Genomic DNA, 26,120 nt, shown 5'->3' on the forward strand with positions numbered 1-26,120 from the left:
TGTCATGCCACTGCTCACCGTGGACGAACTGACCGTCACCTTCGGCGGCCGCGGCCGCAAGGACGTCCGGGCGGTCAACGGCGTCTCCTTCAGCGTCGACCAGGGCCAGGTCGTGGGCCTGGTCGGCGAGTCGGGCTGCGGCAAGTCCGTCACCTCGCTCGCCCTGATGGGCCTGCTCCCGGGCAAGGGCGTCACGCTCGGCGGCCGGGCCGACTTCGACGGCACCGACCTGCTGAAGCTCAGCCCGGGCAAGATGCGCGACATGCGCGGACGCGACCTGGCGATGATCTTCCAGGACCCGCTGTCCTCGCTGAACCCGGTCGTCCCCATCGGCGTCCAGGTCACCGAGATCCTCCAGCGGCACCGGGGCATGAAGGGCGAGGCCGCCCGCAAGGAGGCCGCCCAGCTGCTCGACCGGGTCGGCATCCCCGACCCGGACCGGCGCCTGAAGGAGTACCCGCACCAGCTCTCCGGCGGCATGCGGCAGCGTGCGCTCATCGCCATGGCGGTGGCCTGCGCGCCGCGTCTGCTCATCGCCGACGAGCCGACCACCGCGCTGGACGTCACCATCCAGGCCCAGATCCTCGAACTGCTCAAGGACCTGGTCGACCAGGAGGGCACCGCGCTGCTGATGATCACCCACGACCTGGGTGTCGTCGCCGGCCTGTGCGACCAGGTGAACGTGCTGTACGCGGGCAAGGTCGTCGAATCGGCCGGCCGGCGCGAGCTGTTCGCCCACCCGACGCACCCGTACACCCACGGGCTGCTCGGCTCCATCCCCCGGCTCGACGCCCCGCGCGGCGAGCCGCTGCGGCCCATTCGCGGGTCCATCAACGACCAGATCGCCTGGGCCGACGGCTGCGCCTTCGCGCCGCGCTGCGACCGGTACGAACTGGAGTGCCTGACCGGCACGCCCGAACTGACCGAACCCCGCGAGGCCGGACACCGCGCCCGCTGTGCCAACCCGGTCCTGGCCACGACGGAGGTCCCGGCATGAGCCTGCTCGAACTCGACGGAGTGAAGGTCCACTTCCCCGTCCGCAAGGGCGTCCTCTTCGACCGCACGGTCGGCCACGTCTACGCGGTCGACGGCATCTCGCTGTCGGTCGAGGCGGGCCAGACGTACGGCCTGGTCGGCGAGTCGGGCTGCGGCAAGACGACGCTGGGGCGCGCGGTCCTGCGCCTCGTCGACGTCACGGACGGCTCGGTCGTGCTCGACGGCACGGACGTGGCGAAGCTGTCGGAGAAGGACCTGCGTTCCTTCCGGCGGCGGCTCCAGATGGTCTTCCAGGACCCGCTGGGCAGCCTCAACCCGCGCCAGAACATCGAGTCGATCCTGAGCGAGGGCATGGCCGCGCACGGGATCGGGGCGAACCAGGACGAGCGGCGCGAGAAGATCAAGGAGATCCTCGCGAAGGTGGGTCTGCCGGGGAACGCCCTGTCCCGCTACCCGCACGAGTTCTCCGGCGGTCAGCGCCAGCGCATCGGCATCGCGCGGGCGCTGGTCCTGGAGCCGGACGTCATCATCTGCGACGAGCCGGTCTCCGCCCTGGACGTCTCCATCCAGGCCCAGGTGATCAACCTCCTTGAGGAGCTCCAGGAGTCGATGGGCCTGACCTATCTGGTCATCGCCCACGACCTGGCGGTGGTGCGGCACATCTCGGACGTCATCGGCGTGATGTACCTCGGCTCGCTGGTCGAGGAGGCGCCGAGCGACGCGCTGTACGCGGAGCCCATGCACCCGTACACCAAGGCGCTGATGTCCGCGGTGCCGGTCCCGGACCCGGAGGTCGAGGAGCGCCGTGAGCGCATCCTGCTGCACGGCGACCTCCCGTCCCCGGCGAACCCGCCGGCCGGCTGCCGCTTCCACACCCGCTGCCCGTGGAAGCAGGACACCCTCTGCGCCACGGACCGCCCGGCCCTCACGGACGTCGGCAACGGCCACAAGGTCGCCTGCCACTTCGCCCGCGAGATCCACGAGGGCACGCTGGTCCGGGAGGGCGAGCCGGCGAAGGTGACCGTTCCGGCCCAGGCGGAGCCGGCGGACGCGGTGGCTCTCGCGAAGGCCGAAGACTCTGCGGAGGCCGAGGCTGCCGCGGACGTCGAGGCGCCCGAGGCGGCTTCGACGGACGACTCCGAGCCGGCCGACTCGACGGCTGCCGAGCCCGAGGCCGTGCAGGCCGAGGCCGCCGACTCCGAGGCGGACGAGTCCGCCACGGCCGACTCCGAGGCCGCGCAGGGTGAGGCGGACACGTCCGAGCCCGCCGAGTCCGAGGCCGTGAAGGCCGACGCCGGCGACGATGCGGCCCCCGAGGCTGCCGGCAAGTGACCCCCGGGCCCGCTTCCCCCGTGCCGTCCGGCCGGGGGAGGCGGGCCTTCTTCTTTCGCGTCACCCGCGTCCGGCCCGGCTTCCGCAGCGCCGTCGGCGCCTTCCCGGCCCGGTACGGCGGTACGGCTCTGGCGCGTCCGCCGTGCCTGAGGCGGGCTGAGGCGGTCTTTCCGTCGCGCACCGTCACAATGGGGCGGTGTTCCACGAATTGTTCACCCCGTCCGTCCAGCACTCGCTCGATCTCGTCGGGATCTTCGTCTTCGCCATCTCCGGCGCCCTGCTCGCCGTACGGAAGAACTTCGACGTCTTCGGCATCGCCGTGCTCGCCGAGGTCACGGCCCTCGGCGGCGGACTCTTCCGGGACCTGGTCATCGGCGCCGTCCCGCCGGCCGCGTTCACGGACCTCGGGTACTTCGTGACCCCGCTCGCCGCGACCGCCATCGTCTTCTTCCTCCACCCGGAGGTCGAGCGCATCCAGACCGGGGTGAACGTCTTCGACGCCGCCGGGCTCGGCCTGTTCTGCGTCACCGGCGCCACCAAGGCGTACGACTACGGCCTCGGCCTCACCGCCTCCGCCGCGATGGGCCTGGCCACCGCCGTCGGCGGCGGTGTGCTGCGCGACGTGCTCGCCAACGAGGTGCCCTCGCTGCTCCGCTGGGACCGCGACCTGTACGCCGTACCGGCGATCGTGGGCGCGACCATGGTCGTGATCTTCATCCGCCTCGACGTGCTGAACGCCCTGACCAGCGGCCTCGCGGTGCTGACCGCCTTCGCGCTCCGGCTCCTCGCCATGCGCTACCACTGGCGCGCCCCGCGCGCCTGGAACCGCCGGTCCAACGCCCGTGAGGAGCTCGAAAAAGCTACCGCTCAGTAGTTACTTGTTGTACCGTGCAAGACATGGCACAGGCAGCTCAGGCGACCCCGGCACGCATCGGCGCGAGCGAATTCGACCGCGACACCGCCGTCACCCTTCGAGAGCCCGGCGTGTACGACGCCGAACTCTCGGCCGGCTGGACGATCATCCACGCCGTCAACGGCGGCTACCTGCTCGCCCTCCTGGGCCGCGCCCTCGGCGACGCCCTGCCGCACCCGGACCCGTTCTCGGTCTCCGCGCACTATCTGACCCCGTCCGTCCCCGGCCCGGCCGTCGTCCGCACGCAGGTCGTGCGCACCGGCCGCACCCTCTCCACCGGGCAGGCGTCGCTGTTCCAGTACGCCGAGGACGGCACCGAGGTCGAGCGCATCCGCGTGCTCGCCTCGTACGGAGACCTCGACGCGCTCCCGGACGAGGTCCGCACCACCGCCACGCCCCCGGCGATCCCGCCGCGCGAGCAGTGCTTCGGGCCGTCCGACGGCCCGGCCCGGCCGGCGATCCCCGGCTCCTCCGCGATCACCGACCGGCTGGACATCAAGCTCGACCCGGCGACCGTCGGCTGGGCGATCGGCGCCCCGTCCGGCAAGGGCGAGATGCGTGCCTGGTTCGGCCTCGCCGACGGCCGCGACGCCGACCCGCTGTCCCTGCTGCTGACGGTCGACGCCCTGCCGCCCACCTCGTTCGAGCTGGGCCTGAAGGGCTGGACGCCGACCGTCGAGCTCACCACCCACATCCGCTGCCGCCCGGCCCCCGGCCCGCTGCGGGTCTCGATCACCACCCGCAACCTGGCCGGCGGCTTCCTGGAGGAGGACGCCGAGGTCTGGGACAGCGCGGACCGTCTCGTCGCCCAGTCCCGCCAGCTGGCCCGCGCCCCGCGGAGCTGACGGACGGCCGAGGTCAGCGCGGGGTGACGGAGCTGTCGTACACGTTGTCCGGGGTGATCACCTGCGTCACCGCCCGGGCCAGCAGCGTGGACGGCTCCTGCCCCCCGGTGCGCACGTCGGTGTTGAGCATCAGCACCAGCGTGGCCTTCTTCGACGGCAGATAAACCGTCACCGTCTCGTACCCCGGGATCGAGCCGTTGTGCCCGATCCAGCCGCTGGTCTCGAGGATGCCGAGGCCGTACGTGGTGCCGGGGAAGCCCGTCGGCAGGGTCTTCATGCGCTGCGCCTGGGTCTCGGGGCTGAGCAGCTTCCCGGTGGCCAGAACCTCGGCCCAGCGGCGCAGATCCTGCAGGTCCGAGATCATCGCGCCGGCCGCCCACGCCCAGCTGGGGTTCCAGTCCGTGGCGTCCTCGACCGCACCGCTCAGCGTCTGGTCGGTGTAGCCCCGCGGGTGCGGCTCGGGGAACTCGGGCCCGCGGGGGAAGAGCGTGCGGTGCAGCCCGGAGGGCCGCAGCACCCGCTTGTGGATCACGTCGGCGAGCCGCTGACCGGTGACCTTCTCGATCACGAGCCCGAGCAGGACCAGGTTGGAGTTCGAGTACTGGAACTGCGCACCGGGGTCGAAGGTGTTGTCGTGACGGTACCCGTACGCCAGCACCTCCCGCGGTGTGAAGTACCGCTGCGGGTCGCTCAGCAACGCCCGCGTGAAGTCCGCGTCGGCGGTGTACGGGAACAGGCCGCTGCGCATCTCGGCGAGGTGGCGCAGTGTGATGTTCGCCCCGTTCGGGACGCCGTCGACGTACTTCGCGATCGGGTCGTCGAGCCCGATCCGCCCCTGGTCCACGAGCTGCAGCAGCGCCGTCACGGTGAACGTCTTGGTCTCGCTGCCGATCCGCACCAGGCCGCGTGCGGACATCGGCTCGCGGGTGGCGGTGTTCGCGACGCCGGTCGCCCGTACGTAGCTGCCCTTGCCGTGCATCCACACCCCGGCGACGACCCCGGGGATGCCGGCCTGGACGCGGACGTCCTCGATCGCCTTGTCGAGCCGCGCGGTCAGCTCGGGCCCCAGCCCGCCGTCCGGCGGACAGTCGGCACGCGCCGCGGCGGGCAGGGCGGAGGGCGCGCCGGACGGCACGGCGGTGGCGGGGGCCGTCGCCAGCGGCGCGAGGACGGACGCCACGAGCACCGCGGCGGCGAACGGACGGCGGGTACGAGCACGTCGCATGACGGGGACGCCTTTTTCTCGGAGGGGCTTCTCCGATCGGAGAAACGGACGTCAGATCACCACCCGCGCCCCCGGCCGGAGCCCCGCCCCGGCTCCGGGCCCGCCGAGTCCACTCGATCGGAGCCCGGGCGTCGCCCCAGGTGGCCCTGACCCCGCCCGGTGGGGCGGGAACCGGCCAGGGGGAAGCCGAGGGGCCCGCGCCGGGCTCGTAGAATCGACCCACCATGGCTTACCTCGACCACGCCGCGACCACTCCGATGCTTCCGGAGGCGATCGAGGCGATGACCGCCCAGCTCGCCGTGACGGGCAACGCCTCCTCGTTGCACGCGGCCGGGCGGCGCGCCCGGCGCGTCGTGGAGGAGGGCAGAGAGACCCTCGCCGCCGCGCTCGGCGCGCGCCCCAGCGAGGTGGTCCTCACCTCCGGCGGCACCGAGGCCGACAACCTCGCGGTGAAGGGCCTGTACTGGGCCCGCCGGGACGCCGACCCCCGCCGCACCCGCGTGCTGGCCAGCCCCGTCGAGCACCACGCCGTGCTCGACGCCGTCGACTGGCTGGGCACGCACGAGGGCGCCACCGTCGAGTACCTGCCCGTCGACCGGTACGGGCGGGTGCACGCCGAGGCGCTGCGCGAGGCGATCGCCCGCGACCCCGGGTCCGTCGCCCTCGCCACCGTGATGTGGGCGAACAACGAGATCGGCACGCTCATGCCGGTCCGCGAACTCGCCGACGTCGCCGCCGAGTTCGACGTACCGCTGCACGCCGACGCGGTCCAGGCCTTCGGTCAGGTCCCGGTCGACTTCGCCGCCTCAGGACTCGCCGCGCTGACCGTCTCCGGCCACAAGATCGGCGGCCCGTACGGAATCGGCGCGCTGCTCCTCGGCCGCGAGTACAGCCCCGTGCCCGTGCTGCACGGCGGCGGGCAGGAACGCCACGTCCGCTCCGGCACCCTCGACGTGCCCGCCGTGGCCGCCTTCGCCGTCGCGGGCCGGCTCGCCGCCGAGGGCCGCGAGACGTACGCCCGCGAGGTCGGCGCGCTCCGCGACGAGCTGGTCGCGGCCGTACGGGACGCCGTCCCGGACGCGATCCTCGGCGGCGACCCCGTCGACCGGCTGCCCGCCAACGCCCACTTCACCTTCCCGGGCTGCGAGGGCGACTCGCTGCTGCTGCTCCTGGACGCGGCCGGCATCGAGTGCTCCACCGGCTCCGCCTGCACCGCCGGCGTCGCCCAGCCCAGCCACGTCCTCCTCGCGGCCGGCGTCGACCCGGACCTGGCCCGCGGCACCCTCCGCTTCACCCTCGGCCACACCTCCACCGAGGAGGACGTGGCGGCGGTCGCGCAGGCCATCGGCCCCGCGGTGGAACGCGCGCGCACGGCGGGCCTCAGCTGACGGCGGGGCCCTGGCCCAACTTCGCCCGCGCCGCCCGCACCAGGGGTATGTACCGGTCCCAGTCCCAGTGCGGGCCCGGGTCCGTGTGGTCGGTGCCCTCGACCTCCACATGGCCGATGATGTGCTCCCGGTCCACGGGGATGCCGTACCGGGCGCATATCCCGGCCGTCAGCGCCGCCGACGCCGCGTACATCGCCGGTGTGAAGCCCTCGGGGCGGTCCACGAAGCCCTCGTGCTCGATGCCGACGCTGCGCTCGTTCATGTCCCGGTTCCCCGCGTGGAACGCCACGTCGAGCTCCCGGATCAGCTGCGCGATCCGGCCGTCCTTGCCGACCACGTAATGCGTCGCCGCCCCGTGCCCGGGGTTCTTGAACACCTTCAGGGCCGTGGCGTAGCTGCCCTGCACCACATGGATCACCACCCGGTCGATCCCGTAGTCGTCGGGCCGGTCCGCCCGCCGCCAGTTCGCCCGGGCCGCCGACGTCCACACCGCGCCCTTGTGGTCCAGCTCGCCCTCGACCCGCTTCTTCTGCGTGCCCGGCAGCCGCCACCACGCCCGCCGCAGCTCGTCCCGCGCCAGCACCGCCGTGCCCACCAGCGCCGCCCCGCCACCGAGCAGCACCGCGCGCCGCCCCACCCCGCGCTGCCGCGCCCTGCCCTGCTTCTCACTGCCCATGTGATCGAGAACGCTTACTCACGCGACCGGGGTTCCCACGGACCCGTACCCTGGGAGGGCTATGACTGAGACTCGCCAGCCGACCCCCCAGCGCCCCCTTCGCGTCCTCGCCGCCATGTCCGGCGGAGTGGACTCCGCCGTCGCCGCCGCCCGCGCCGCGGACGCCGGGCACGACGTCACCGGCGTGCACCTGGCGCTGTCGGCGAACCCGCAGTCCTTCCGCACCGGTGCCCGCGGCTGCTGCACCATCGAGGACTCCCGCGACGCCCGCCGCGCCGCCGACGTGATCGGCATCCCGTTCTACGTCTGGGACCTCGCCGAGCGCTTCCGCGAGGACGTCGTCGACGACTTCGTCGCCGAGTACGAGGCCGGCCGCACCCCCAACCCCTGCCTGCGCTGCAACGAGAAGATCAAGTTCGCCGCGCTGCTCGACAAGGCCCTCGCGCTCGGCTTCGACGCGGTCTGCACCGGCCACTACGCCACGGTCGTGCTGACCGAGGACGGCGGCCGCGAGCTGCACCGCGCCAGCGACATGGCCAAGGACCAGTCGTACGTGCTCGGCGTGCTGGACGAGAAGCAGCTCGCCCACGCCATGTTCCCGCTCGGCGACACCCTCACCACCAAGGACGAGATCCGCGCCGAGGCGGAGCGCCGCGGCCTCGCCGTCGCCAAGAAGCCCGACAGCCACGACATCTGCTTCATCGCCGACGGCGACACCCAGGGCTTCCTCGCCTCCCGCCTGGGCAAGGCGGAGGGTGACATCGTCGACGAGTCCGGCACCAAGGTCGGTACCCACGAGGGCGCGTACGGCTTCACCATCGGCCAGCGCAAGGGCCTGCGGATCGGCCACCCCGCCGCGGACGGCAAGCCGCGCTACGTGCTCGACATCTCCCCGGTGAACAACACCGTCACCGTCGGCCCCGCCGAGGCGCTCGACGTCACCGGGCTCACCGCGATCAAGCCCCGCTGGTGCGGCGCCGCCCCCGAGGGTGGCCCCGGCACGTACACCGCCCAGCTGCGTGCGCACGGCGGCGAGACCGAGGTGACCGCCGAGCTGGTGGACGGCGAGCTGAAGGTCTCCTTCGGCGAGCCGGTCCGCGGCGTCGCCCCGGGCCAGGCCATCGTGCTCTACGACGGCACCCGCGTCGTCGGCTCCGCCACGATCGCGAGCACCGTCCGCCGCCCGGCGCCCACGCCCGCGTAGGACGAGGGGTCAGTCCTCCGCCAGCCAGTCCGCGAGCACCGGCGCCAGCACGTGCGGGGCGACCTGCCGTGTCTGCCCGGTGAGCGTGCGGTGCCGGCCCCGGGGGAGCGCGGCGGCCACGGCCAGCGCCGCCTCGCGCACCTCCGCCGGGCTCGCCCCGCCGTCCACCACGAGGACGCGCAGGCGTATCCGCGCCGGCAGCGCCTCCGGCAGCGGCCCGTCGCCCGGCGCCGGCGGCTCGTACACCGACAGGCGGGTGATCGGCAGCCCCGCGGCCGCCGCCGCGAGCGCCAGGGCCGCGCCGGACGGCGTGCCGTGCACCGCCGCGGCTCCTCCCAGGGCGTCGAGCAGCGCGGCCAGGTCCTCGATCTCGCGCCGCACGTCGGATGCCGCGCCGTCGCCGCTGCCGCTGTTGTGGCTCCGCCGGTCGTACACGACCACCGCGTGCCGCGCCGCGAGCAGACCGGCCAGCGGCCGCTCCGCCTCCGCCGTGCCCGGCGCCCCGACCAGGACCAGCGGCGGCCCCTCCCCGTAGCGCTCGTACGGGATCCGCGTGCCGTCCGCCGCCCTGACCCGTCCCCGGGACCTGCTCAGCGTGGAGTTCACCTCGTCCATGGCAGGGCAGACCGGAGCCGCGGACGGAACTCATCGGTGTCCGGAAGAAATTCGCCGAAGCCCTGTCGGAGGCAGGGCCTACGGTGGGGGCATGAACATCTGCGTCTTCCTCTCCGCCGCCGACCTCGACGAGCGCTACACCCGCCCGGCCCGCGAATTCGCCGAACTGCTCGGCAAGGGCGGCCACACCCTCGTCTGGGGCGGCTCGGACGTCGGCCTGATGAAGCTCGTCGCGGACGGCGTGCAGGAGTCCGGCGGCCGGCTCGTCGGCGTCTCGGTCGACTTTCTGGCGCACAAGGCCCGCAAGCAGGCCGACGAGATGATCACCGCCAAGGACCTCGCCGAGCGCAAGGCGCTGCTCCTGGAGAAGTCGGACGCGATCGTGGTCATGGTCGGCGGCACCGGCACGCTCGACGAGGCCACCGACGTGCTGGAGCTGAAGAAGCACGGCAAGCACGCCAAGCCCGTGGTCGTGCTCAACACGGCCGGGTTCTACGACGGTCTGAAGGAGCAGTTCCGGCGGATGGACGCGGAGGGCTTCCTGCCGCTGCCGCTCACCGACCTGGTCTTCTTCGCCGAGGACGGCGTCGCGGCCCTCGCGTACCTCGAGGAGAGTGCGGGCGTTCAGTAGCGCCCGCTGGTGCGAGCATGACGGGCATGACTACTCATGTGATCACCGGAGCCGGCTCCGGCATCGGCGCAGCGGTCGCCCGCCGCCTGCACGCGCGCGGCGACGAACTGGTGCTGCACGCCCGGGACGCGGGCCGCGCCAAGGAGCTCGCGGCGCAGTTCCCCGGCTCCCGCACCCTCGTCGGGGACCTCGCCGACCCGGACCGGCTGTCCTGGGCGTTCTCCCACCAGAGCCTGCCCGAGCGGATCGACACGCTGCTGCACATCGCGGGCGTCGTCGAACTCGGCGAGGTCGGCGACCTCACCCCGAAGACCTGGCACCACCAGCTGAACGTCAACCTCGTCGCCCCCGCCGAGCTGACCCGGCACTTCCTGCCCCAGCTCCGCGTCTCCCAGGGCCACGTGGTCTTCGTCAACTCCGGCGCCGGGCTCACCGCGCACGCCCAGTGGAGCGCCTACGCCGCCTCCAAGCACGGCCTCAAGGCGCTCGCCGACTCGCTGCGCCAGGAGGAGCACGGCAACGGCGTCCGCGTCACCTCCGTCTACCCGGGCCGCACCGCCAGCCCGATGCAGGCGAAGGTGCACCGCCAGGAGGGCAAGGAGTACGACGCCTCCCGCTGGATCGACCCCGAGTCGGTGGCCACCACCATCGTCACGGCGATCGACCTGCCGCGCGACGCCGAGATCAACGACCTGACGGTCCGTCCGGGCAGGTAGCGGTGGAGCCGTCCGCGTAGGCTTCCCGGGTGAGCGAGACGACCGACTTCACCTGGGGGCCCGCGACCGGCGTCGGGTCCATGCCCGGCGGCGACGCCCGCGAGGCCGCCAAGACCGTCACCGGCACCTTCGAGGACTTCCCGTTCCTCGCCGAGCTGCCGGCCCGTGGACCCGGCGCCGACATGATCGGGCGGACGATCGGGCTGCTCGTCGAGATGTACGCGCATGTCGAGCCGAGCGGCTGGCGGATCAGCGACCGGCCCGGCCGCGACACCCGGCGCGCCCACTCCTGGCTCGGCGAGGACCTCGACGCCCTGGAGGAGTTCACGCAGGGGTACGAGGGCCCGCTCAAGGTCCAGGCCGTGGGGCCGTGGACGCTCGCCGCCGCCCTGGAGCTGCGCGGCGGCGAGGCCGCGCTCGGCGACGCCGGCGCCTGCCGCGACCTCGCGGGCTCGCTCGCCGAGGGCCTGCGCGGCCACCTCGCGGAGCTGCGCAAGCGCGTGCCCGGCGCCCGGCCGGTGCTCCAGCTCGACGAGCCCTCGCTCACCGCCGTACTGCGCGGACAGGTCCGTACCGCCAGCGGCTACCGCACGTACCGCGCCGTCGACCGGCAGCTCGTGGAGAGCACGCTGCGCGAGGTGTTTGGCGTGCACGACGGCCCGGTGGTGATCCATTCCTGCGCCCCCGGCGTGCCGTTCGGGCTGCTGAGGCGGGCCGGCGCGGCGGGCGTCTCGTTCGATTTCGGGCTCCTCACGGACCGTGACGAGGAACCGATCGGCGAGGCCGTGGAGGCCGGGACGAAGCTGTTCGCGGGCGTGGTGCCGTCCACCGGCGAGGCTTTGTCAGACCCGGGCGGTAGCGTCATGGGTGTCAGGACGCTGTGGCGCAGGCTGGGGCTGAATCCGGGGACTCTGGCCGAGTCCGTCGTGATCACTCCCACGTGCGGGCTCGCGGGTGCTTCGCCCGCTTATGCCCGGGCGGCGCTCGCCCACTGCGTCCGGGCGGCGAGATCGCTCGCGGACAACCCTGAGTAACGGGAGGACGAAACGGTGGCTGTCGAACAGGGGGCCCTGCCCGCCGAGGCACGGGAGCGGCACGTACAGCTTGCCGAGCAGGTCGAGGAGCACCGCTTCCGGTACTACGTGAAGGACCAGCCGGTCATCAGCGACGCGGAGTTCGACAGACTCCTGCGCGCGCTCGAGGCCCTGGAGGAGGAATACCCGGCGCTGCGCACGCCGGACTCGCCGACGCAGAAGGTCGCGGGGGACTACGAGACCGGTCTGACGAAGGTCGACCACCGCGAGCGCATGCTCTCGCTCGACAACGCCTTCGACGACCTGGAGCTGGCCGCCTGGGCGGAGCGCGTGGCCCGTGACGTCGGCGCGTCCGGGTACCACTTCCTGTGCGAGCTGAAGGTCGACGGCCTCGCGGTCAACCTCACGTACGAGAAGGGCCGGCTGACCCGGGCCGCCACCCGGGGCAACGGCACCACGGGCGAGGACATCACGCCCAACGCCCGGACGATCCAGGGCATTCCGGACCGTCTGAAGGGCGACCGGATCCCGGACCTCGTGGAGATCCGCGGCGAGGTCTACTTCCCGATGGAGAAGTTCGAGGAGCTCAACGCCCGCCGGGTCGCCGCCGGTGAGCAGCCGTACGCCAACCCGCGCAACTCCGCCTCGGGTTCGCTGCGCCAGAAGGACCCCCGGGTCACCGCCACGCTGCCGCTGCGCATGGTGGTGCACGGTCTCGGAGCCCGCGACGGCCTGCACATCGCCCGGCTCTCCGAGGCGTACGAACTGCTCCACGAGTGGGGCCTGCCGACCGCCCGGCACAACAAGGTCGTGGACTCCCTGGAGGGCGTGCGTGAGTTCATCCGGTACTTCGGGGAGAACCGTCACTCCGTCGAGCACGAGATCGACGGCGTGGTCGTGAAGCTGGACGAGATCCCGCTCCAGGGCCGGCTGGGCTCCACGGCGCGCGCGCCACGCTGGGCGATCGCCTGGAAGTACCCGCCGGAGGAGGTCAACACCAAGCTCGTCGACATCAAGGTCGGCGTCGGCCGGACCGGGCGCGTCACCCCGTACGCGCAGGTCGAGCCGGTCACCGTGGCCGGGTCCGAGGTCGAGTTCGCCACCCTGCACAACCAGGACGTGGTGAAGGCCAAGGGCGTGCTCATCGGCGACACCGTGGTGCTGCGCAAGGCCGGCGACGTGATCCCGGAGATCCTCGGCCCGGTGGTGGACCTGCGGGACGGCACGGAGCGGGAGTTCGTGATGCCGGCCGAGTGCCCGGAGTGCGGCACGCCGCTGCGGGCCATGAAGGAGGGCGACATCGATCTGCGCTGCCCCAACGCGCGGACGTGCCCGGCGCAGCTGCGGGAGCGGGTCACCTACCTCGCCGGGCGCGAGGCCCTGGACATCGAGAACTTCGGCGGGGTGGTGGCGGCGGCGCTCACCCGCCCGCTGGAGCCGGCCGAGCCGCCGCTCGTCGACGAGGGCGACCTGTTCGACCTGACGATCGAGCAGCTGCTGCCCATCAAGGCGTACGTGCTCGACCAGGACAGCGGACTGCCCAAGCGGGACCCGAAGACCGGTGCGCCGAAGATCGTCTCGGTCTTCGCCAACCAGAAGGGCGAGCCGAAGAAGAACGCGCTGGCCATGCTGGAGCACATCGAGGCCGCCAAGCAGCGCCCGCTGGCCCGCTTCCTCAACGGCCTGTCGATCCGCCACGTCGGCCCCGTCGCCGCCCAGGCGCTGGCCCGCGAGTTCCGCTCCCTGGAGCGCATCGAGCAGGCCACCGAGGAGGAGCTGGCGGCGGTCGACGGCGTCGGCGGCATCATCGCCACCGCGGTGAAGCAGTGGTTCGAGGAGGAGTGGCACCGCGAGATCGTGCGCAAGTGGCGTGCCGCCGGTGTGAGCCTCGAGGACGCGGGCGCCGGCGAGGACGAGGGCCCGAGGCCGCTCGAGGGACTGACCGTCGTGGTCACCGGCACCCTGGAGAACCACACCAGGGATGGCGCAAAAGAAGCGCTGCAGAGCCGAGGTGCGAAGGTGACCGGTTCCGTTTCGAAGAAGACCGACTTCGTGGTCGTCGGCGACAACCCGGGATCCAAGTACGACAAGGCGATGCAGCTGAAGGTTCCGGTTCTGGACGAGGCAGGCTTCGCGGTGCTGCTGGAACAGGGCGCGGACGCCGCTCGCGAGGCCGCGGTGCCGGTACCCGAGGAGGGCTGACGGGGCGCCCGGAGGCGGCTCGGTTTCACCCGTTCGGCGCATACCAGATCGTCAGGGGTGGCCGGGTCGCATTCGGGCAAGACCTGTAGAGCGCTGCCCGTGGGAGCCCTCCGCGTCCTACTGTTGAGACGTGCGCGTGGTCGTGCACGGCTCCGTGGTGAGATGTCAGCCGTGAGGGACGACCGACGGGCCATCGCGATGCATCGGCACCGCCGGCTGTGAGAGGGACGGGTATGAAACCGACCGAGAGTGCCGCCCCGGTCCCGCGGCCGCACGCGCGCGCTGGATACGCGGGCTTCGGCTCCGCGACGGGCGCCGCGCTGGCGGGCGTCGCCGCCGTCGTGCTCGCCGTCGGCATCTACCGCGCCCTCACCACCGGCCACGGACTCTTCCCCGGCGGCGTCGCCGGCTGGTCCTTCGCCGTGCTCACCGGACTCGTCGTCGGACACCTCGTCGCCCTCGGCCGGGACCGCTGGTGGGGCGGCACCGGCTCCGGCGCCGCGCTCACCCTCGCCGTCCTGCTGCTGTACGGCTGGGTGCCCGCCGGCCTGGTCTCCCTCTCCGTCGTCGTCCTCGTCAGCGCCGCCCGCCGGAACCGCTGGCGCCAAGGCCTGCTGCACGGCGCCGCGGACGTCGTCGGCATCGGCATGGCCGCCCTCGTCCTCGCCGCCTTCGGAGACGTCCCCACCGTCCAGGAACCCTGGCAGCCCCTCGACTGGGGGATCGCGGCCATCCCGGAAGTGGCGCTCGCCGCCGGCGCGTACCTCGCGGTGACCCGGCTGCTCCTGTGGTACACGCTCGCCCCCCAGGGCAGCGGGCTGCCCACCATCGCCCGCACCGCCCTGCTCCGGCAGGGCCTGGTCGCCGTCGCCCTGCTCGGCATCGCCCCGCTGATCTGCGTGGTCGCCGCCTCCCTGCCCGTGCTGCTGCCGCTCTTCGCCGTCCCGCTGATCGCCCTCGACTCCACCCTCTGGATCGCCCGCGCCCGCGCCGAGGAACAGCTGAAGGACCCGCTCACCGGACTGCCCAACCGCCAGTGGCTGCTCGAACGCACCTGGGCGGCCCTGGAGGAGGCCGAAGGAGAAGGCGCCCGCACCGCCCTCGTCCTGATCGACCTCGACCGCTTCCGCTCGGTCAACGACACGCTCGGCCATCTCGCCGGCGACCGGCTGCTGCTGCAGATAGCGGACCGGCTCAAGCTGGCGCTGCCCCGCGGCGCGGAGGCCGCCCGGCTCGGCGGCGACGAGTTCGCCGTCCTGCTGCCCGTCGCCGACTCCACCACCAGCGCCCAGCGCGTCGCCCGGCACCTCGTCGCCGAACTCTCCTCCCCGCTCGACCTGGACGGGCTCACCCTCGTCCTGGAGGCCAGCGCCGGCGTCGCGGTCTTCCCCGACCACGCGCTCGACGCGGAGGGCCTGCTGCGCCGCGCCGACGTCGCGATGTACCAGGCCAAGCGGGACCGCACCGGCGTCGAGGTGTACGAGTCCAAGCGCGACTCCAACACCCCCGACCGGCTCGGCCTGCTCGGCGACCTGCGCCGTGCCCTGGACGCCGGCGAGGTCGAACTGCACTACCAGCCCAAGGTCCGCTTCGACGGCCAGGTCGCCGGCCTCGAGGCCCTGGTCCGCTGGGTGCACCCGGAGCGCGGCAAGGTCCCGCCGGACGAGTTCATCGCCATCGCCGAGTCCTCCGGCCTGATGCCGCACCTCACCGAGTACGTCCTGGAGACCGCCCTCGCCCAGGTCGCACGCTGGCGCGCCCAGGGCCTGAAGGTCCCCGTCGCCGTCAACGTCTCGCCCCGCGACGTGCACACCCCCGGCTTCGCCGGCGCCGTCGCCGCCCGGCTCGCCCGGCACGGCGTGCCCGCCGGCGCGCTCCAGCTGGAGATAACAGAACACGTGCTCCTGGAGGACCCGCAGCGGGCCGCCGACACGCTGGCCGGACTCACCGGCCACGGCGTGAAGATGTCGCTCGACGACTTCGGCACCGGCTACTCCTCGCTGGTCCACCTGCGCCGCCTCCCGGTCAGCGAACTGAAGATCGACCGCTCCTTCGTCGCCCGGCTCGCCGTCGACACCGAGGACGCCGAGATCGTCCGCTGCACCGTCGACCTCGCCCACTCGCTCGGCCTGCTCGTCGTCGCCGAGGGCGTCGAGGACGACGAGACCTGGGAGCGGCTGCGCGACCTCGGCTGCGACGCCGTCCAGGGCTGGCTGGTGGCCGCCGCGATGCCGCCCGGCGAGACCACGGCCTGGCTGCGGGCCCGCGGGGAGCACGGCTGGCACCGCTCCGCCGAGCGCCCGGCCGAGGCGGACCGGCCCTCCGGGCAGGCCGTGAAGTAACGTCCCGCCCGCCGTCCGCCGCCCGCCCCGAGGGGCCGGCGGCGGATCGGTTTCGTGCCCCGAAGGGTCCGCCCCCTAGGATTGGGTCCAAACGACACACACTCACCCCTGAGGATCGCTGCATGCCTGGCATCACGCGCGAGGAGGTCGCCCACCTCGCCCGGCTGGCGCGTCTGGAGCTGCGGGACGAAGAGCTCGATCACTTCGCCGGTCAGCTGGACGACATCATCGGCGCGGTCGCCCGCGTCGCCGAGGTCGCCGACCAAGACGTACCGCCGACCTCCCACCCGCTGCCGCTGACGAACGTCATGCGCGCGGACGAGGTCCTTCCGTCGCTCACCCCCGAGCAGGCGCTCTCCGGCGCCCCGGCCCAGGAGCAGCAGCGTTTCAAGGTGCCGCAGATCCTGGGGGAGGACTAAGACCATGACGGACCACATCATCAAGCTCACCGCCGCGGAGATCGCCGCGAAGATCGCCGCCGGCGAGCTCACGGCCGTCGAGGTCACCGAGGCCCACCTGGCCCGGATCGAGGCCGTCGACGAGAAGGTGCACGCCTTCCTGCACGTCGACCGCGAAGGCGCGCTGGCGCAGGCCCGCGCCGTCGACGCCAAGCGCGCCGCCGGCGAGAAGCTCGGCCCGCTGGCCGGCGTCCCGCTCGCCCTGAAGGACATCTTCACCACGAAGGGCGTGCCCACCACGGTGGGTTCGAAGATCCTCGAGGGCTGGATCCCGCCGTACGACGCCACCCTGACGCGCCGCCTCAAGGAGGCCGACGTCGTCATCCTCGGCAAGACCAACATGGACGAGTTCGCCATGGGGTCCTCCACCGAGAACAGCGCCTACGGCCCGACCGGCAACCCCTGGGACCTCACCCGGATCCCCGGCGGCTCCGGCGGCGGTTCCTCCGCGGCCCTCGCCGCGTACGAGGCCCCGCTCGCCATCGGCACGGACACCGGTGGCTCCATCCGCCAGCCCGCGGCCGTCACCGGCACGGTCGGCGTCAAGCCGACGTACGGCGGCGTCTCCCGCTACGGCATGGTGGCCTTCTCGTCCTCCCTCGACCAGGGCGGCCCCTGCGCCCGCACGGTCCTCGACGCGGCCCTGCTGCACGAGGTCATCGCCGGCCACGACCCGCTCGACTCGACGTCCATCGACGCCCCGGTCCCGCCGGTCGTCGAGGCCGCCCGCAACGGCTCGGTGGCCGGGATGCGCGTCGGCATCGTCAAGCAGTTCCGCGGCGAGGGCTACCAGGCCGGCGTCATGCAGCGCTTCGACGAGTCCGTCGCCCTCCTCAAGGAGCTGGGCGCCGAGATCGTCGAGCTGGACTGCCCGTCCTTCGACCTGGCGCTGGCCGCGTACTACCTGATCGCGCCGTCGGAGTGCTCCTCCAACCTGGCCCGCTTCGACGCCATGCGCTACGGCCTGCGCGTCGGCGACGACGGCACCAAGTCCGCCGAGGACGTCACGGCCCTGACCCGCGAGGCCGGCTTCGGCCCCGAGGTGAAGCGCCGCATCATGCTCGGCACGTACGCGCTCAGCTCCGGCTACTACGACGCGTACTACGGCTCCGCGCAGAAGGTCCGCACGCTCATCACGCAGGACTTCGAGAAGGCCTTCGACCAGGTGGACGTGATCGTCTCCCCGACGACCCCGACCACCGCCTTCCCGATCGGGGAGCGTGCCGACGACCCGATGGCCATGTACCTCGCGGACCTGTGCACCATCCCGACCAACCTGGCCGGCAACGCGGCCATGTCGCTGCCCTGCGGCCTCGCGCCGGAGGACGGGCTGCCGGTCGGTCTGCAGATCATCGCCCCGGCGATGAAGGACGACCGCCTGTACAAGGTGGGTGCCGCAGTCGAGGCCGCCTTCACCGAGCGCTGGGGTCACCCGCTGCTTGAGGAGGCACCGTCGCTGTGAGCAACGCACTCGCCAAGGCCAAGGGCTTCAAGAAGTCCAAGACCGGCACGTACCTGTCCATCGGCACCACCGCCTTCGGCGCCCTCAGCGTGTACAAGCAGGCCAAGAAGGCCCGCAACGAGCACGACATGCTGAAGCTCGCCGACGCCGTCGTGTCCGCCGCCGCCATCGTCACCGGGCTCGCGATCCTCTACCGCGAGCTGAAGCGCCTGGGCGACGACGACGTCCTGCTGGGCTGAGAGGGAAAGTCTCACCGTGACCGTCACTGAACTGCTGTCGTACGACGCGGCCCTCGCGACGTACGACCCCGTCATGGGCCTCGAGGTCCATGTCGAACTCGGTACCAAGACCAAGATGTTCTGCGGCTGCTCGACGGAGCTGGGCGCCGAGCCCAACTCCCAGACCTGCCCGACCTGTCTGGGTCTGCCCGGCGCGCTCCCGGTCGTCAACGCGATCGGCGTCGAGTCCGCCGTCAAGATCGGCCTCGCGCTGAACTGCGAGATCGCCGAGTGGTGCCGCTTCGCCCGGAAGAACTACTTCTATCCGGACATGCCGAAGAACTTCCAGACCTCCCAGTACGACGAGCCGATCGCCTTCAACGGCTATCTGGACGTCCAGCTGGAGGACGGCGAGGTCTTCCGCGTGGAGATCGAGCGCGCCCACATGGAGGAGGACACCGGCAAGTCGACGCACGTCGGCGGCGCCACCGGCCGTATCCACGGCGCGTCCCACTCCCTGCTGGACTACAACCGCGCCGGCATCCCGCTCATCGAGATCGTCACCAAGCCGATCGTCGGCGCCGGCGAGCGCGCCCCCGAGGTCGCCAAGGCGTACGTCGCCGAGCTGCGCGAGCTCATCCGGGCCCTCGGCGTGTCCGAGGCCCGCATGGAGATGGGCCAGATGCGCTGCGACGTGAACCTCTCGCTGCGGCCGCACGGCCGCGAGAAGTTCGGCACCCGCTCCGAGACCAAGAACGTCAACTCGCTCCGCTCGGTGGAGCGGGCGGTGCGGTACGAGGTCATGCGCCACGCGGCCGTGCTGGAGGCGGGCGGCTCGATCGTCCAGGAGACCCGTCACTTCCACGAGGACGACGGCTCCACGACCTCCGGCCGGGTCAAGGAGGAGGCGGAGGACTACCGCTACTTCCCCGAGCCCGACCTGGTGCCGGTCGCCCCGGCCCGCGCCTGGGTCGAGGAGCTGCGCGCCACGCTGCCGGAGCTCCCGCGGGTGCGGCGCAACCGGCTGCAGGAGGAGTGGGGCATCGCCGCGCTCGACATGCAGTCGATCCTCAACGCCGGCGCGGTCGACCTGATCGTGGCGACGGTCGAGGCGGGCGCCGACTCGGCTTCCGCCCGCAAGTGGTGGATGGGCGAACTGTCCCGCAGCGCCAACGAGTCGGGCGTCGCGCTCGACGAGCTGGCGATCACCCCGGCGGACGTCGCCCGGGTCTCGGCGCTGGTGGCTGCCGGCGACCTCAACGACAAGCTGGCCCGCCAGGTCATCGAGGGCGTCCTCGCGGGTGAGGGCACGCCGGACGAGGTCGTCGAGAAGCGCGGCCTGAAGGTCGTCTCGGACGAGGGCGCGCTCGGCACGGCGGTCGAGGAGGCCATCGCGGGCAACGCCGCGATCGCCGACAAGATCCGCGGCGGCAAGGTCGCGGCCGTCGGCGCCCTGGTCGGCGCGGTCATGAAGGCCACCCGAGGCCAGGCGGACGCGGCGCGGGTGAAGGAACTGATCCTGGAGAAGCTGGGCGTGAGCGAGGGCTGAGACTCTCCCCGGGTTCGCCCGGTTCGCGCGACGAGGGGCGGTACGGCTGTCGGAGGACAGCGGTACCGCCCCTCGGGCGTTGCTGGGGGTGTGGGTGTGGGTGGGGGTGCTGGGGGTGGGGGTGTCTGGTGGGCTTCTGGTGCGGCCGCCCTCTTTTCGAGTGTGGCCCCTGGAGGCGCCGGGTCAAGGGCGCTCCTCCGTCGCGTCGCTTCGCGATTCCGCTTGCGCTCCACCCTTGACCCGGCACCTCCAGGGGCTTTTTCACACTCGGAGGGCGTCCGGGGGTAAGGGTCCGCGCAGGGGCGGCGTTGTGGGCCGGGCGCCGTGGGCGGCCGGCGGGTGGGTACGCGGTCGTTGAGTGGGGTGCCCATTGCCGTCTCGGCGGCCGCCGGGCCGTCGTGGGGTGCGGCGCATGCCCGGCTGGTCATTGCCCGTGCCCGAACGTGCTTCTCAAGCGCAAGAGCAGGGACGGGTGTTGCGCGATGTGACTGGTGAGAAGCGAGAGGGTAACCCGGCGGGCTTGAGGGCACTCTTACGACACGTCAGTCAGCGGTCGAGGGTGGACAGTTCGTCGTCGCACAGCCCGGTTCGGCAGCAGACGGGGAGCCGATCGGCGGCGATCTCCCGGACGCGCTGCAGGCGGGCTCTGTCGGGCTCCACCACGGTGAGGATCTCGAAGGCGCTGCCGGCGGCCCCCGGGGACCGATTCGACATCACTTCTCCGTAGAGCAGCCAGAGGCCTTGCGTGGCGTGGCCCCGGCACAGTTCGGGAAGATCGAGCCCCCGCCGAGCGGACTCCTCGTCCGTCCCCTCACCTGCCACCAGGCACTGCAGCAGGTCGAGGAACGACTCGCGGGCCGTCGGTGGGACGTCGTCGGCGAGGGCGGCCAGAGCGACGGAGGTCACCGCGGGAGCCGGCTCCCAGAGGACCACGGGAGACCAGACGTGCCCTTCGAGGTCGACGTGGCGCGGTTCCTGCCGGGATCCGCCGCCCGTGAGCCGCAGCAGGTCCCCGGCCAGGTGCTCTGCCGAGCTTCCGCACCCGCAGCGCATGCTCGTCCAGTCATGCCGGGTGATCTCGCTCTCGACCAGTCGCATAGTTTCCACACCCTAGACGGCGTGCAGCCCCGTTCTCTCACGGACAATGACCAGCCGGGCATGGACCCCGGCCCCACAACGGCCGTCTCGCCGCCGAGACGGCACTGGGCACCCCACTCAACGGCCGCGTACCCACCCGCCGGCCGCCCACGGTGTTCGGCCACCATCCCGCCTCCCTGCGCGGACCCGTCCCCCCGGCCGCCCTCCGAGAGTGTTCTTGCGCCTTCCGGCGGTGGGTCAAGGGTGGAGCGACAGCGGAATCGCGAAGCGACGCGACGGAGGAGCGCCCTTGACGCACCGCCGGAAGGTGCGACTCTCGGAAAGAGGGCGGCCGCACCAGAAGCCTGCGAGCGCGTTCGCCCGGGGGCCTTCGGCTCTGGACGGCTGGGCGACCGGCGGGCGGGGGTGGGGCGTGCCCCTGCCCACCGGTCGACCGCTGACGTCAGCGGACGGGGGCGGCCACCCGTGCCAGGAAGGCTGCCGACTCCTCCGGAGTCAGGGCGCGGTCGTACGTGAGTTCGCCCGTCATGCCGGGGAAGAAGCGGCCGGCCGGCCAGCTCCGTTCGTACGGGGGCGGGTCGAGGACCACGACGCGGACGCCGTCGACGACGGGGATGTCCGCCGGGTTGCCCTCGTTCCAGATCCACTCGCCGTCCGCTCCGACCAGGTTGAACGAGCCGGTGGTCGGTACCATCCCGGGCTGGTCGCGGCAGCGGGCGACGGCCTCGGCCGACGGGGCCCGGCCCGCGACGAGGCCGCGGCCGATCAGGGCGTCGGCGAGGAGGGTGTGCAGCTGGAAGTTGTCGCCGATGCCGGAGGCGCGGAGCGCGAAGCCCGCCCCGGAGGCACGGTCGAGCGCGACGACCGGTTCGTCGTCGAGGACGACGAGGGCGTACGCGAGGCACTTGAACGGTTCGTCGCAGAGGTCCGCGACCCGCGCCACGGCCGCGCGCAGCTCCTCGCGAGCGGTCGGTGTCGCGCGTCGTACGCCGGGGGAGTTGAGCATGGCCACGCAGGCCATCTCGAACTGCGGGAGCGACTGCCAGGCCATGACCGGCTCGAAGCCGAACCGTTCGAAGTCCGCGTCCTCCAGGCCCTCGCCCTCGTGGTCGGGCAGGTCGCCGCGGCCCGCCGCCGTCCAGCCCTCGCAGAACGCGGCGGACTGCTCGAAGGCCTCCAGGGCGTTCGCGAACACGGCCGGCGCGCACGCCGAGGCGTCGGCGCCCCTTTCGACGCACGCCCCGATCAGTACGGCCACGACCGCGCGCGGCCCGGGCGGCACGTCCCCGAGCAGGGCCGCTAGCCGGGGCCCTGCCTCCTGCAGCTCGGCGTCCTTCGCCTTGCCGAAGCCCCGCGTCAGCGCCGCGAAGGCGCGCTCCGCCGCGTCGGCGTCCTGGGCCCGCACGGCCTCTTCGAAGTTTCCGACGGCGGCCGGAAACCGCCCACGTCCGAATATCATCCGCGCACCCTAACCGCCGCTTGTGACACCCGGGGCGCGGACCTCAGTCTTCGGCCGCGTCCTCGTGCGGGACGACGGTGGTGATCGAGATTCCGGGTGGCGGGGGCGCGGGAAGGTACAGGTAGACGACCACGAGCGCGGGCATTCCCGCCCGTGCCTCGATGCGCGTCTTGAACACCTGTCTACCATCGGGGGCGGCTTCCCCGAGGGGGAGACCGAGCCGTGGGTTGCGCTCCAGTTCCTGCCGCAGTTCTTCGACGGCCTTGTACGGCTCGGCGGGCAGTGCCGCCAAGCGTTGCTGTGCCCTTGTGCTGATCACTGCGACCGCTGCGGGCGCCCCGTCGTTCAACGGTCCCGCCACTGGGCCTTGAGCCGCAGCAGTTCTTGCTCGCCCTCCTGCAGGGCGATCTCGAACTCCGGGTCGAGCCGGATGCGGATCCGGTCGCGATAGTCCACGATCACCGCCGCCACCGCCTGGAGGTCCGCGTCCGTCGAGGTCTCCAGGGCATGTGCGAGGTCCAGCTCGAAGTCCTCGCGGTCGCCGGGGAAGCCATAGCCGGCCCGCAGCGCTGCTCTTATGTCGCCGATCGTTTGCAGCGGAATCGAGCTCTGACCCCAGGGCTGGGCGACATACCCGGCGGACATCGTGCCTCCATGGGAAGTGCGGTCCCCCTCACGGTACCCACCCCCACACCGCCCCGCGCCGGAGTGGCCGACTCTCGCCACAGAACGTGCGGAACGTGCGGAACGCGCGAAGTTCCCTTCGCGTCACCATTGTGAGGATCGACACGAAACGGGCAAACGATCACGATCGGCTGCCACAGTGTTCCGAGGCAGGGCCGGTGCACGGCCTCTCCGAACCCCAGGGAGCACGTCCTTTGGCCGCCATCGCCCGGTGGTGCATCAAGCACCGTCTGCTCACCGTCCTGCTCTGGCTCGCCGCGCTCGCCGGCGTCACGACCGCGGCCGCCGTCGCGGGCAGCGCGTACTCGAACGACTACGACGTCCCGGGTACCGAGTCGGGCCGCGCCACCGCCCTGATCGAAAAGGGCTTCCCCGGCTCCGGCGGCGACAGCGACACCATCGTCTGGCACACCGACCAGGGCTCCGTCCGGGCCACCGCGGTCGAGCAGAAGGTCACCGGCATGCTCGACGAGGTCGCCGAGCTCCCCGGCATCTCCTCCGTCACCGGCCCGTACGACGGCCCCGCCGGCCAGGCGCAGATCAGCGAGGACGGCCGTACCGCGTACGCCACCGTCACCTTCCGCGAGGCCGCGAGCGACATCCCGAAGGCGCAGGCGCAGGCCCTCGTCGACACCGCCGAGGAGGCCGCGGGCGACGGCCTGAAGGTGGAGCTCGGCGGCGAGGCCGTGAAGGCGACCGAGAAGTCCGGCGGCCACATGGCCGAGGCCGTCGGTGTCGCCGTCGCCGCCGTCGTGCTCTTCCTGGCCTTCGGCTCGCTCGCCGCCAGCGCCCTGCCCATCGCGACCGCCCTGGTCAGCGTCGGTATCGCGGCCTCCGGGATCGTGCTCCTCGGCCATGTGATGACCGTCGCCGACTTCGCACCGATGCTCGGCATGCTCATCGGTCTCGGCGTCGGCATCGACTACGCGCTGTTCATCGTCACCCGCCACCGCAAGGGCCTCAAACGCGGGCTGAGTGTGCCCGAGGCCGCCGAGAACGCGGTCGCGACCACCGGCCGCGCCGTGGTCTTCGCCGGCGCGACGGTCTGCATCGCCCTGCTCGGCATGCTCGTCCTGCGTCTCGGCTTCCTCAACGGCGTCGCCATCGCCGCCTCGCTGACCGTCGTCCTCACCGTCGCCGCGTCCGTGACCCTGCTGCCCGCGCTGCTGTCCTTCATCGGCATGCGCGCCCTCAGCCGCCGCGAGCGCCGCCGTCTCGCCGAGCACGGCCCCGAGCCCGAGCTCCCCACCGGCTTCGCCGCCCGCTGGTCCGCCTTCGTCGAGCGCCACCCCCGGCTGCTCGGTGCGGTCGCCGCCGTGGTCATGGCGGTGCTGACGCTGCCCGCCTTCACGCTCCACCTCGGCAGCTCCGACCAGGGCAACGGTCCGGCCACGGCCACCACCCGGCAGGCGTACGACCTGCTCGCCGACGGCTTCGGGCCGGGCGTCAACGGTCCGCTCACCCTCGTCGCCGGCATCGACGGCGCCGACGACCGGCTGGCCCTCGGCGAGCTGCCCGGGAAGCTGGCGGCCACCAAGGGCGTGGAGTCGGTCTCCCCGGTCACCTACAACAGCACCGGCGACACCGCCGTGGTCACCGTGGTGCCCGAGTCCTCCCCGCAGTCCGAGGCCACCAGCGAGCTCGTCGACCGGCTCCGTACCGACGTGCTCCCCGAGACCGTGAACGGCACCTCGCTGGAGGTCCACGTCGGTGGCATCACCGCCTCCATGGACGACTTCGCCGAGATCATCATCGGCAAGCTGCCGCTGTTCGTGGGCGTCGTCGTGGCGCTCGGCTGCCTCCTGCTCCTGCTCGCCTTCCGCTCCGTGGTGATCGCGCTGAAGGCCGCGCTGATGAACGTGATGGCCGTGGCCGCCGCGTTCGGCGTGGTCGTGGCGGTCTTCCAGTGGGGCTGGGGGAGCGAGCTGCTCGGCCTCGGCGGGGGCGGGCCGATCGAGCCCTTCCTGCCGGTGATCATGGTCTCGGTGCTCTTCGGCCTGTCCATGGACTACCAGGTCTTCCTGATGAGCCGGATGTACGAGGAGTGGCTGGAGACCGGAGACAACCGGCGCGCGGTCCGGGTCGGCCTGGCCGAGACCAGCCGGGTGATCAACTCCGCGGCGGTCATCATGATCTCCGTCTTCCTCGCCTTCGTGCTCTCCGGCGACCGCGTCGTCGCGATGTTCGGCATCGCGCTCGCCGCCGCCGTCGCCCTGGACGCCTTCGTCCTGCGCACCCTGCTCGTCCCCGCCCTCATGCACATGCTCGGCGGCGCGAACTGGTGGCTGCCGCGCTGGCTGGACCGCCGGATGCCGCGGATCAGCATCGAGCCGCCGGAGTGCCGTACGGCCGCCGACAGCCGTGCCGTGGCGGACAGCGCCGCAGCCGAACGCAGCGTCGCCGACAGCAGCGCCGTCCTCGACGCTCATGCGAAGATCGCTGCGCCTGCGCAGATACCTGCACAGCGTGTGACGGCAGCGACCGAGGAGACGTACGGGGATGTTCGCGATACGACTGGGTGACGACGCCGAGCTCCGGGCTCTGGAGCCGTGGCGGGCGGAGGAGTTCCTCGCCCACATGGACCGCGGACGCGAGTACATCGGCCGGTTCATCGCGCTGGCCGACGTCAACACCGACCTCGACTCGGCCCGCGCCTTCCTGCGCGTCTACGCCGACAAGGCCGCGACCGACACCGGCCGGATCCACGGCATCTGGGCCGACGGCACCCTCGTCGGCGGCGTCCTGTTCCGCACCATGGACGTCCACCTCGGCACCGCCGAGGCCGGCTGCTGGCTGGAACCGGCCGCCGTCGGCAAAGGCCTGGTCACCCGCGCCGCCCGCGTGATCATCGACTGGGCGGTCGAGGAGCGCGGCATCCACCGCGTCGAATGGCTCGTCGCCGCCGGCAACGAGGCCAGCATCAACGTGGCCCGCCGCCTCGGCATGGCCAAGGACGGCGTGCTGCGGGAGAGCTACCCGTACCGCGGCGAGCGCCACGACATGGAGGTCTGGTCGGTGCTCGCCCCCGAGTGGCGGGCCGCGCGCAAGGCCGACTGAGGCGGGCCGAGGCCGA

Annotated in this window: 24 protein-coding genes; 17 read left to right on the forward strand and 7 right to left on the reverse strand. The window is 72.5% G+C overall.

The features are described 5' to 3' along the window. The first annotated feature begins 4 nt into the window (after positions 1-4). The 4 genes from ABZO31_RS23630 to ABZO31_RS23645 all read left to right on the forward strand — a co-directional run bounded on the left by ABZO31_RS23630 (position 5) and on the right by ABZO31_RS23645 (position 4,086). Positions 5-997 carry an ABC transporter ATP-binding protein gene (locus tag ABZO31_RS23630; RefSeq protein ID WP_406863274.1) on the forward strand — a complete coding sequence of 331 codons (993 nt, stop codon included), beginning with the start codon at positions 5-7 and terminating at the stop codon, positions 995-997. Further along, a complete protein-coding gene (locus ABZO31_RS23635; RefSeq protein ID WP_406863276.1) occupies positions 994-2,328 on the forward strand; it encodes an oligopeptide/dipeptide ABC transporter ATP-binding protein in 1,335 nt (444 codons plus the stop codon). Before ABZO31_RS23630 ends, ABZO31_RS23635 begins: the two co-directional genes overlap by 4 nt. A gap of 196 nt (positions 2,329-2,524) precedes the next feature. Next, complete coding sequence (locus ABZO31_RS23640; protein WP_406863277.1) at positions 2,525-3,202, forward strand: trimeric intracellular cation channel family protein; 678 nt, start codon at positions 2,525-2,527, stop codon at positions 3,200-3,202. A 23-nt stretch (positions 3,203-3,225) separates the two neighbouring features. After that, a complete protein-coding gene (locus ABZO31_RS23645) occupies positions 3,226-4,086 on the forward strand; it encodes a thioesterase family protein (protein ID WP_406863278.1) in 861 nt (286 codons plus the stop codon). A gap of 13 nt (positions 4,087-4,099) precedes the next feature. Here the strand turns inward: ABZO31_RS23645 and ABZO31_RS23650 are convergent, their stop codons facing one another. Next, positions 4,100-5,311, reverse strand: coding sequence for a serine hydrolase domain-containing protein (locus ABZO31_RS23650; RefSeq protein WP_406863279.1), 1,212 nt, complete (start codon positions 5,309-5,311; stop codon positions 4,100-4,102). Positions 5,312-5,535: 224 nt separating this feature from the next. Here ABZO31_RS23650 and ABZO31_RS23655 point away from each other — a divergent pair, with 224 nt between their 5' ends. Beyond that, positions 5,536-6,699, forward strand: coding sequence for a cysteine desulfurase family protein (locus ABZO31_RS23655; protein WP_406863280.1), 1,164 nt, complete (start codon positions 5,536-5,538; stop codon positions 6,697-6,699). Here the strand turns inward: ABZO31_RS23655 and ABZO31_RS23660 are convergent. Further along, a complete protein-coding gene (locus tag ABZO31_RS23660) occupies positions 6,692-7,375 on the reverse strand; it encodes an N-acetylmuramoyl-L-alanine amidase (RefSeq protein WP_406863281.1) in 684 nt (227 codons plus the stop codon). The two genes, ABZO31_RS23655 and ABZO31_RS23660, sit on opposite strands and share 8 nt — an antisense overlap. A gap of 61 nt (positions 7,376-7,436) precedes the next feature. Between ABZO31_RS23660 and mnmA the strand changes: the two genes are divergently transcribed. Beyond that, on the forward strand, positions 7,437-8,579 hold the full coding sequence (gene mnmA, locus ABZO31_RS23665) for a tRNA 2-thiouridine(34) synthase MnmA (RefSeq protein ID WP_406863282.1): 1,143 nt from the start codon (positions 7,437-7,439) through the stop codon (positions 8,577-8,579). A gap of 9 nt (positions 8,580-8,588) precedes the next feature. On the opposite strand, the gene ABZO31_RS23670 is transcribed toward mnmA, so the two are convergent. Beyond that, positions 8,589-9,194 (reverse strand): alpha/beta fold hydrolase, encoded by a 606-nt coding sequence (locus tag ABZO31_RS23670; RefSeq protein WP_406863283.1) that lies wholly within the window; start codon positions 9,192-9,194, stop codon positions 8,589-8,591. 91 nt (positions 9,195-9,285) lie between these two features. Between ABZO31_RS23670 and ABZO31_RS23675 the strand changes: the two genes are divergently transcribed. From ABZO31_RS23675 to gatB, 9 genes are all read left to right on the forward strand, one after another. Continuing rightward, a complete protein-coding gene (locus tag ABZO31_RS23675) occupies positions 9,286-9,825 on the forward strand; it encodes a TIGR00730 family Rossman fold protein (protein ID WP_406863284.1) in 540 nt (179 codons plus the stop codon). A 17-nt stretch (positions 9,826-9,842) separates the two neighbouring features. Further along, the gene (locus tag ABZO31_RS23680; RefSeq protein WP_406863285.1) at positions 9,843-10,541 is read left to right on the forward strand and encodes an SDR family oxidoreductase; all 699 of its coding nucleotides are present in this window, start codon (positions 9,843-9,845) and stop codon (positions 10,539-10,541) included. A 29-nt stretch (positions 10,542-10,570) separates the two neighbouring features. Further along, positions 10,571-11,575 (forward strand): methionine synthase, encoded by a 1,005-nt coding sequence (locus ABZO31_RS23685; RefSeq protein WP_406863286.1) that lies wholly within the window; start codon positions 10,571-10,573, stop codon positions 11,573-11,575. Positions 11,576-11,590: 15 nt separating this feature from the next. After that, the gene (ligA, locus tag ABZO31_RS23690) at positions 11,591-13,777 is read left to right on the forward strand and encodes an NAD-dependent DNA ligase LigA (RefSeq protein WP_406863287.1); all 2,187 of its coding nucleotides are present in this window, start codon (positions 11,591-11,593) and stop codon (positions 13,775-13,777) included. A 233-nt stretch (positions 13,778-14,010) separates the two neighbouring features. Then, positions 14,011-16,119, forward strand: coding sequence for a putative bifunctional diguanylate cyclase/phosphodiesterase (locus tag ABZO31_RS23695; RefSeq protein ID WP_406863288.1), 2,109 nt, complete (start codon positions 14,011-14,013; stop codon positions 16,117-16,119). Between the two features lie 122 nt (positions 16,120-16,241). Beyond that, positions 16,242-16,538 carry an Asp-tRNA(Asn)/Glu-tRNA(Gln) amidotransferase subunit GatC gene (gatC, locus tag ABZO31_RS23700; protein WP_406863289.1) on the forward strand — a complete coding sequence of 99 codons (297 nt, stop codon included), beginning with the start codon at positions 16,242-16,244 and terminating at the stop codon, positions 16,536-16,538. A 4-nt stretch (positions 16,539-16,542) separates the two neighbouring features. Next, complete coding sequence (gene gatA / locus ABZO31_RS23705; RefSeq protein WP_406863290.1) at positions 16,543-18,039, forward strand: Asp-tRNA(Asn)/Glu-tRNA(Gln) amidotransferase subunit GatA; 1,497 nt, start codon at positions 16,543-16,545, stop codon at positions 18,037-18,039. Further along, on the forward strand, positions 18,036-18,278 hold the full coding sequence (locus tag ABZO31_RS23710) for a hypothetical protein (protein ID WP_406863291.1): 243 nt from the start codon (positions 18,036-18,038) through the stop codon (positions 18,276-18,278). Before gatA ends, ABZO31_RS23710 begins: the two co-directional genes overlap by 4 nt. A gap of 16 nt (positions 18,279-18,294) precedes the next feature. Then, a complete protein-coding gene (gatB, locus tag ABZO31_RS23715) occupies positions 18,295-19,806 on the forward strand; it encodes an Asp-tRNA(Asn)/Glu-tRNA(Gln) amidotransferase subunit GatB (RefSeq protein WP_406863292.1) in 1,512 nt (503 codons plus the stop codon). A 546-nt stretch (positions 19,807-20,352) separates the two neighbouring features. Here the strand turns inward: gatB and ABZO31_RS23720 are convergent. From ABZO31_RS23720 to ABZO31_RS23735, 4 genes are all read right to left on the reverse strand, one after another. Further along, positions 20,353-20,904, reverse strand: coding sequence for a hypothetical protein (locus ABZO31_RS23720; RefSeq protein WP_406863293.1), 552 nt, complete (start codon positions 20,902-20,904; stop codon positions 20,353-20,355). 442 nt (positions 20,905-21,346) lie between these two features. Continuing rightward, the gene (locus ABZO31_RS23725; protein WP_406863294.1) at positions 21,347-22,363 is read right to left on the reverse strand and encodes a hypothetical protein; all 1,017 of its coding nucleotides are present in this window, start codon (positions 22,361-22,363) and stop codon (positions 21,347-21,349) included. Positions 22,364-22,406: 43 nt separating this feature from the next. Further along, positions 22,407-22,655 carry a hypothetical protein gene (locus tag ABZO31_RS23730; protein WP_406863295.1) on the reverse strand — a complete coding sequence of 83 codons (249 nt, stop codon included), beginning with the start codon at positions 22,653-22,655 and terminating at the stop codon, positions 22,407-22,409. A 53-nt stretch (positions 22,656-22,708) separates the two neighbouring features. Then, positions 22,709-23,008, reverse strand: a complete 300-nt coding sequence (locus tag ABZO31_RS23735; RefSeq protein ID WP_406863296.1) for a hypothetical protein — start codon at positions 23,006-23,008, stop codon at positions 22,709-22,711. 233 nt (positions 23,009-23,241) lie between these two features. Here ABZO31_RS23735 and ABZO31_RS23740 point away from each other — a divergent pair, with 233 nt between their 5' ends. Both ABZO31_RS23740 and ABZO31_RS23745 read left to right on the forward strand, forming a co-directional pair. Further along, a complete protein-coding gene (locus tag ABZO31_RS23740; protein WP_406863297.1) occupies positions 23,242-25,569 on the forward strand; it encodes an MMPL family transporter in 2,328 nt (775 codons plus the stop codon). Beyond that, a complete protein-coding gene (locus tag ABZO31_RS23745; protein ID WP_406863298.1) occupies positions 25,547-26,104 on the forward strand; it encodes a GNAT family N-acetyltransferase in 558 nt (185 codons plus the stop codon). The genes ABZO31_RS23740 and ABZO31_RS23745 overlap by 23 nt, the downstream gene beginning before the upstream one ends. The last annotated feature ends 16 nt before the right edge of the window (positions 26,105-26,120 follow it).

The organism is Streptomyces solicamelliae (genome assembly GCF_045348655.1).
Taxonomy (GTDB): Bacteria; Actinomycetota; Actinomycetes; order Streptomycetales; family Streptomycetaceae; genus Streptomyces; species Streptomyces solicamelliae.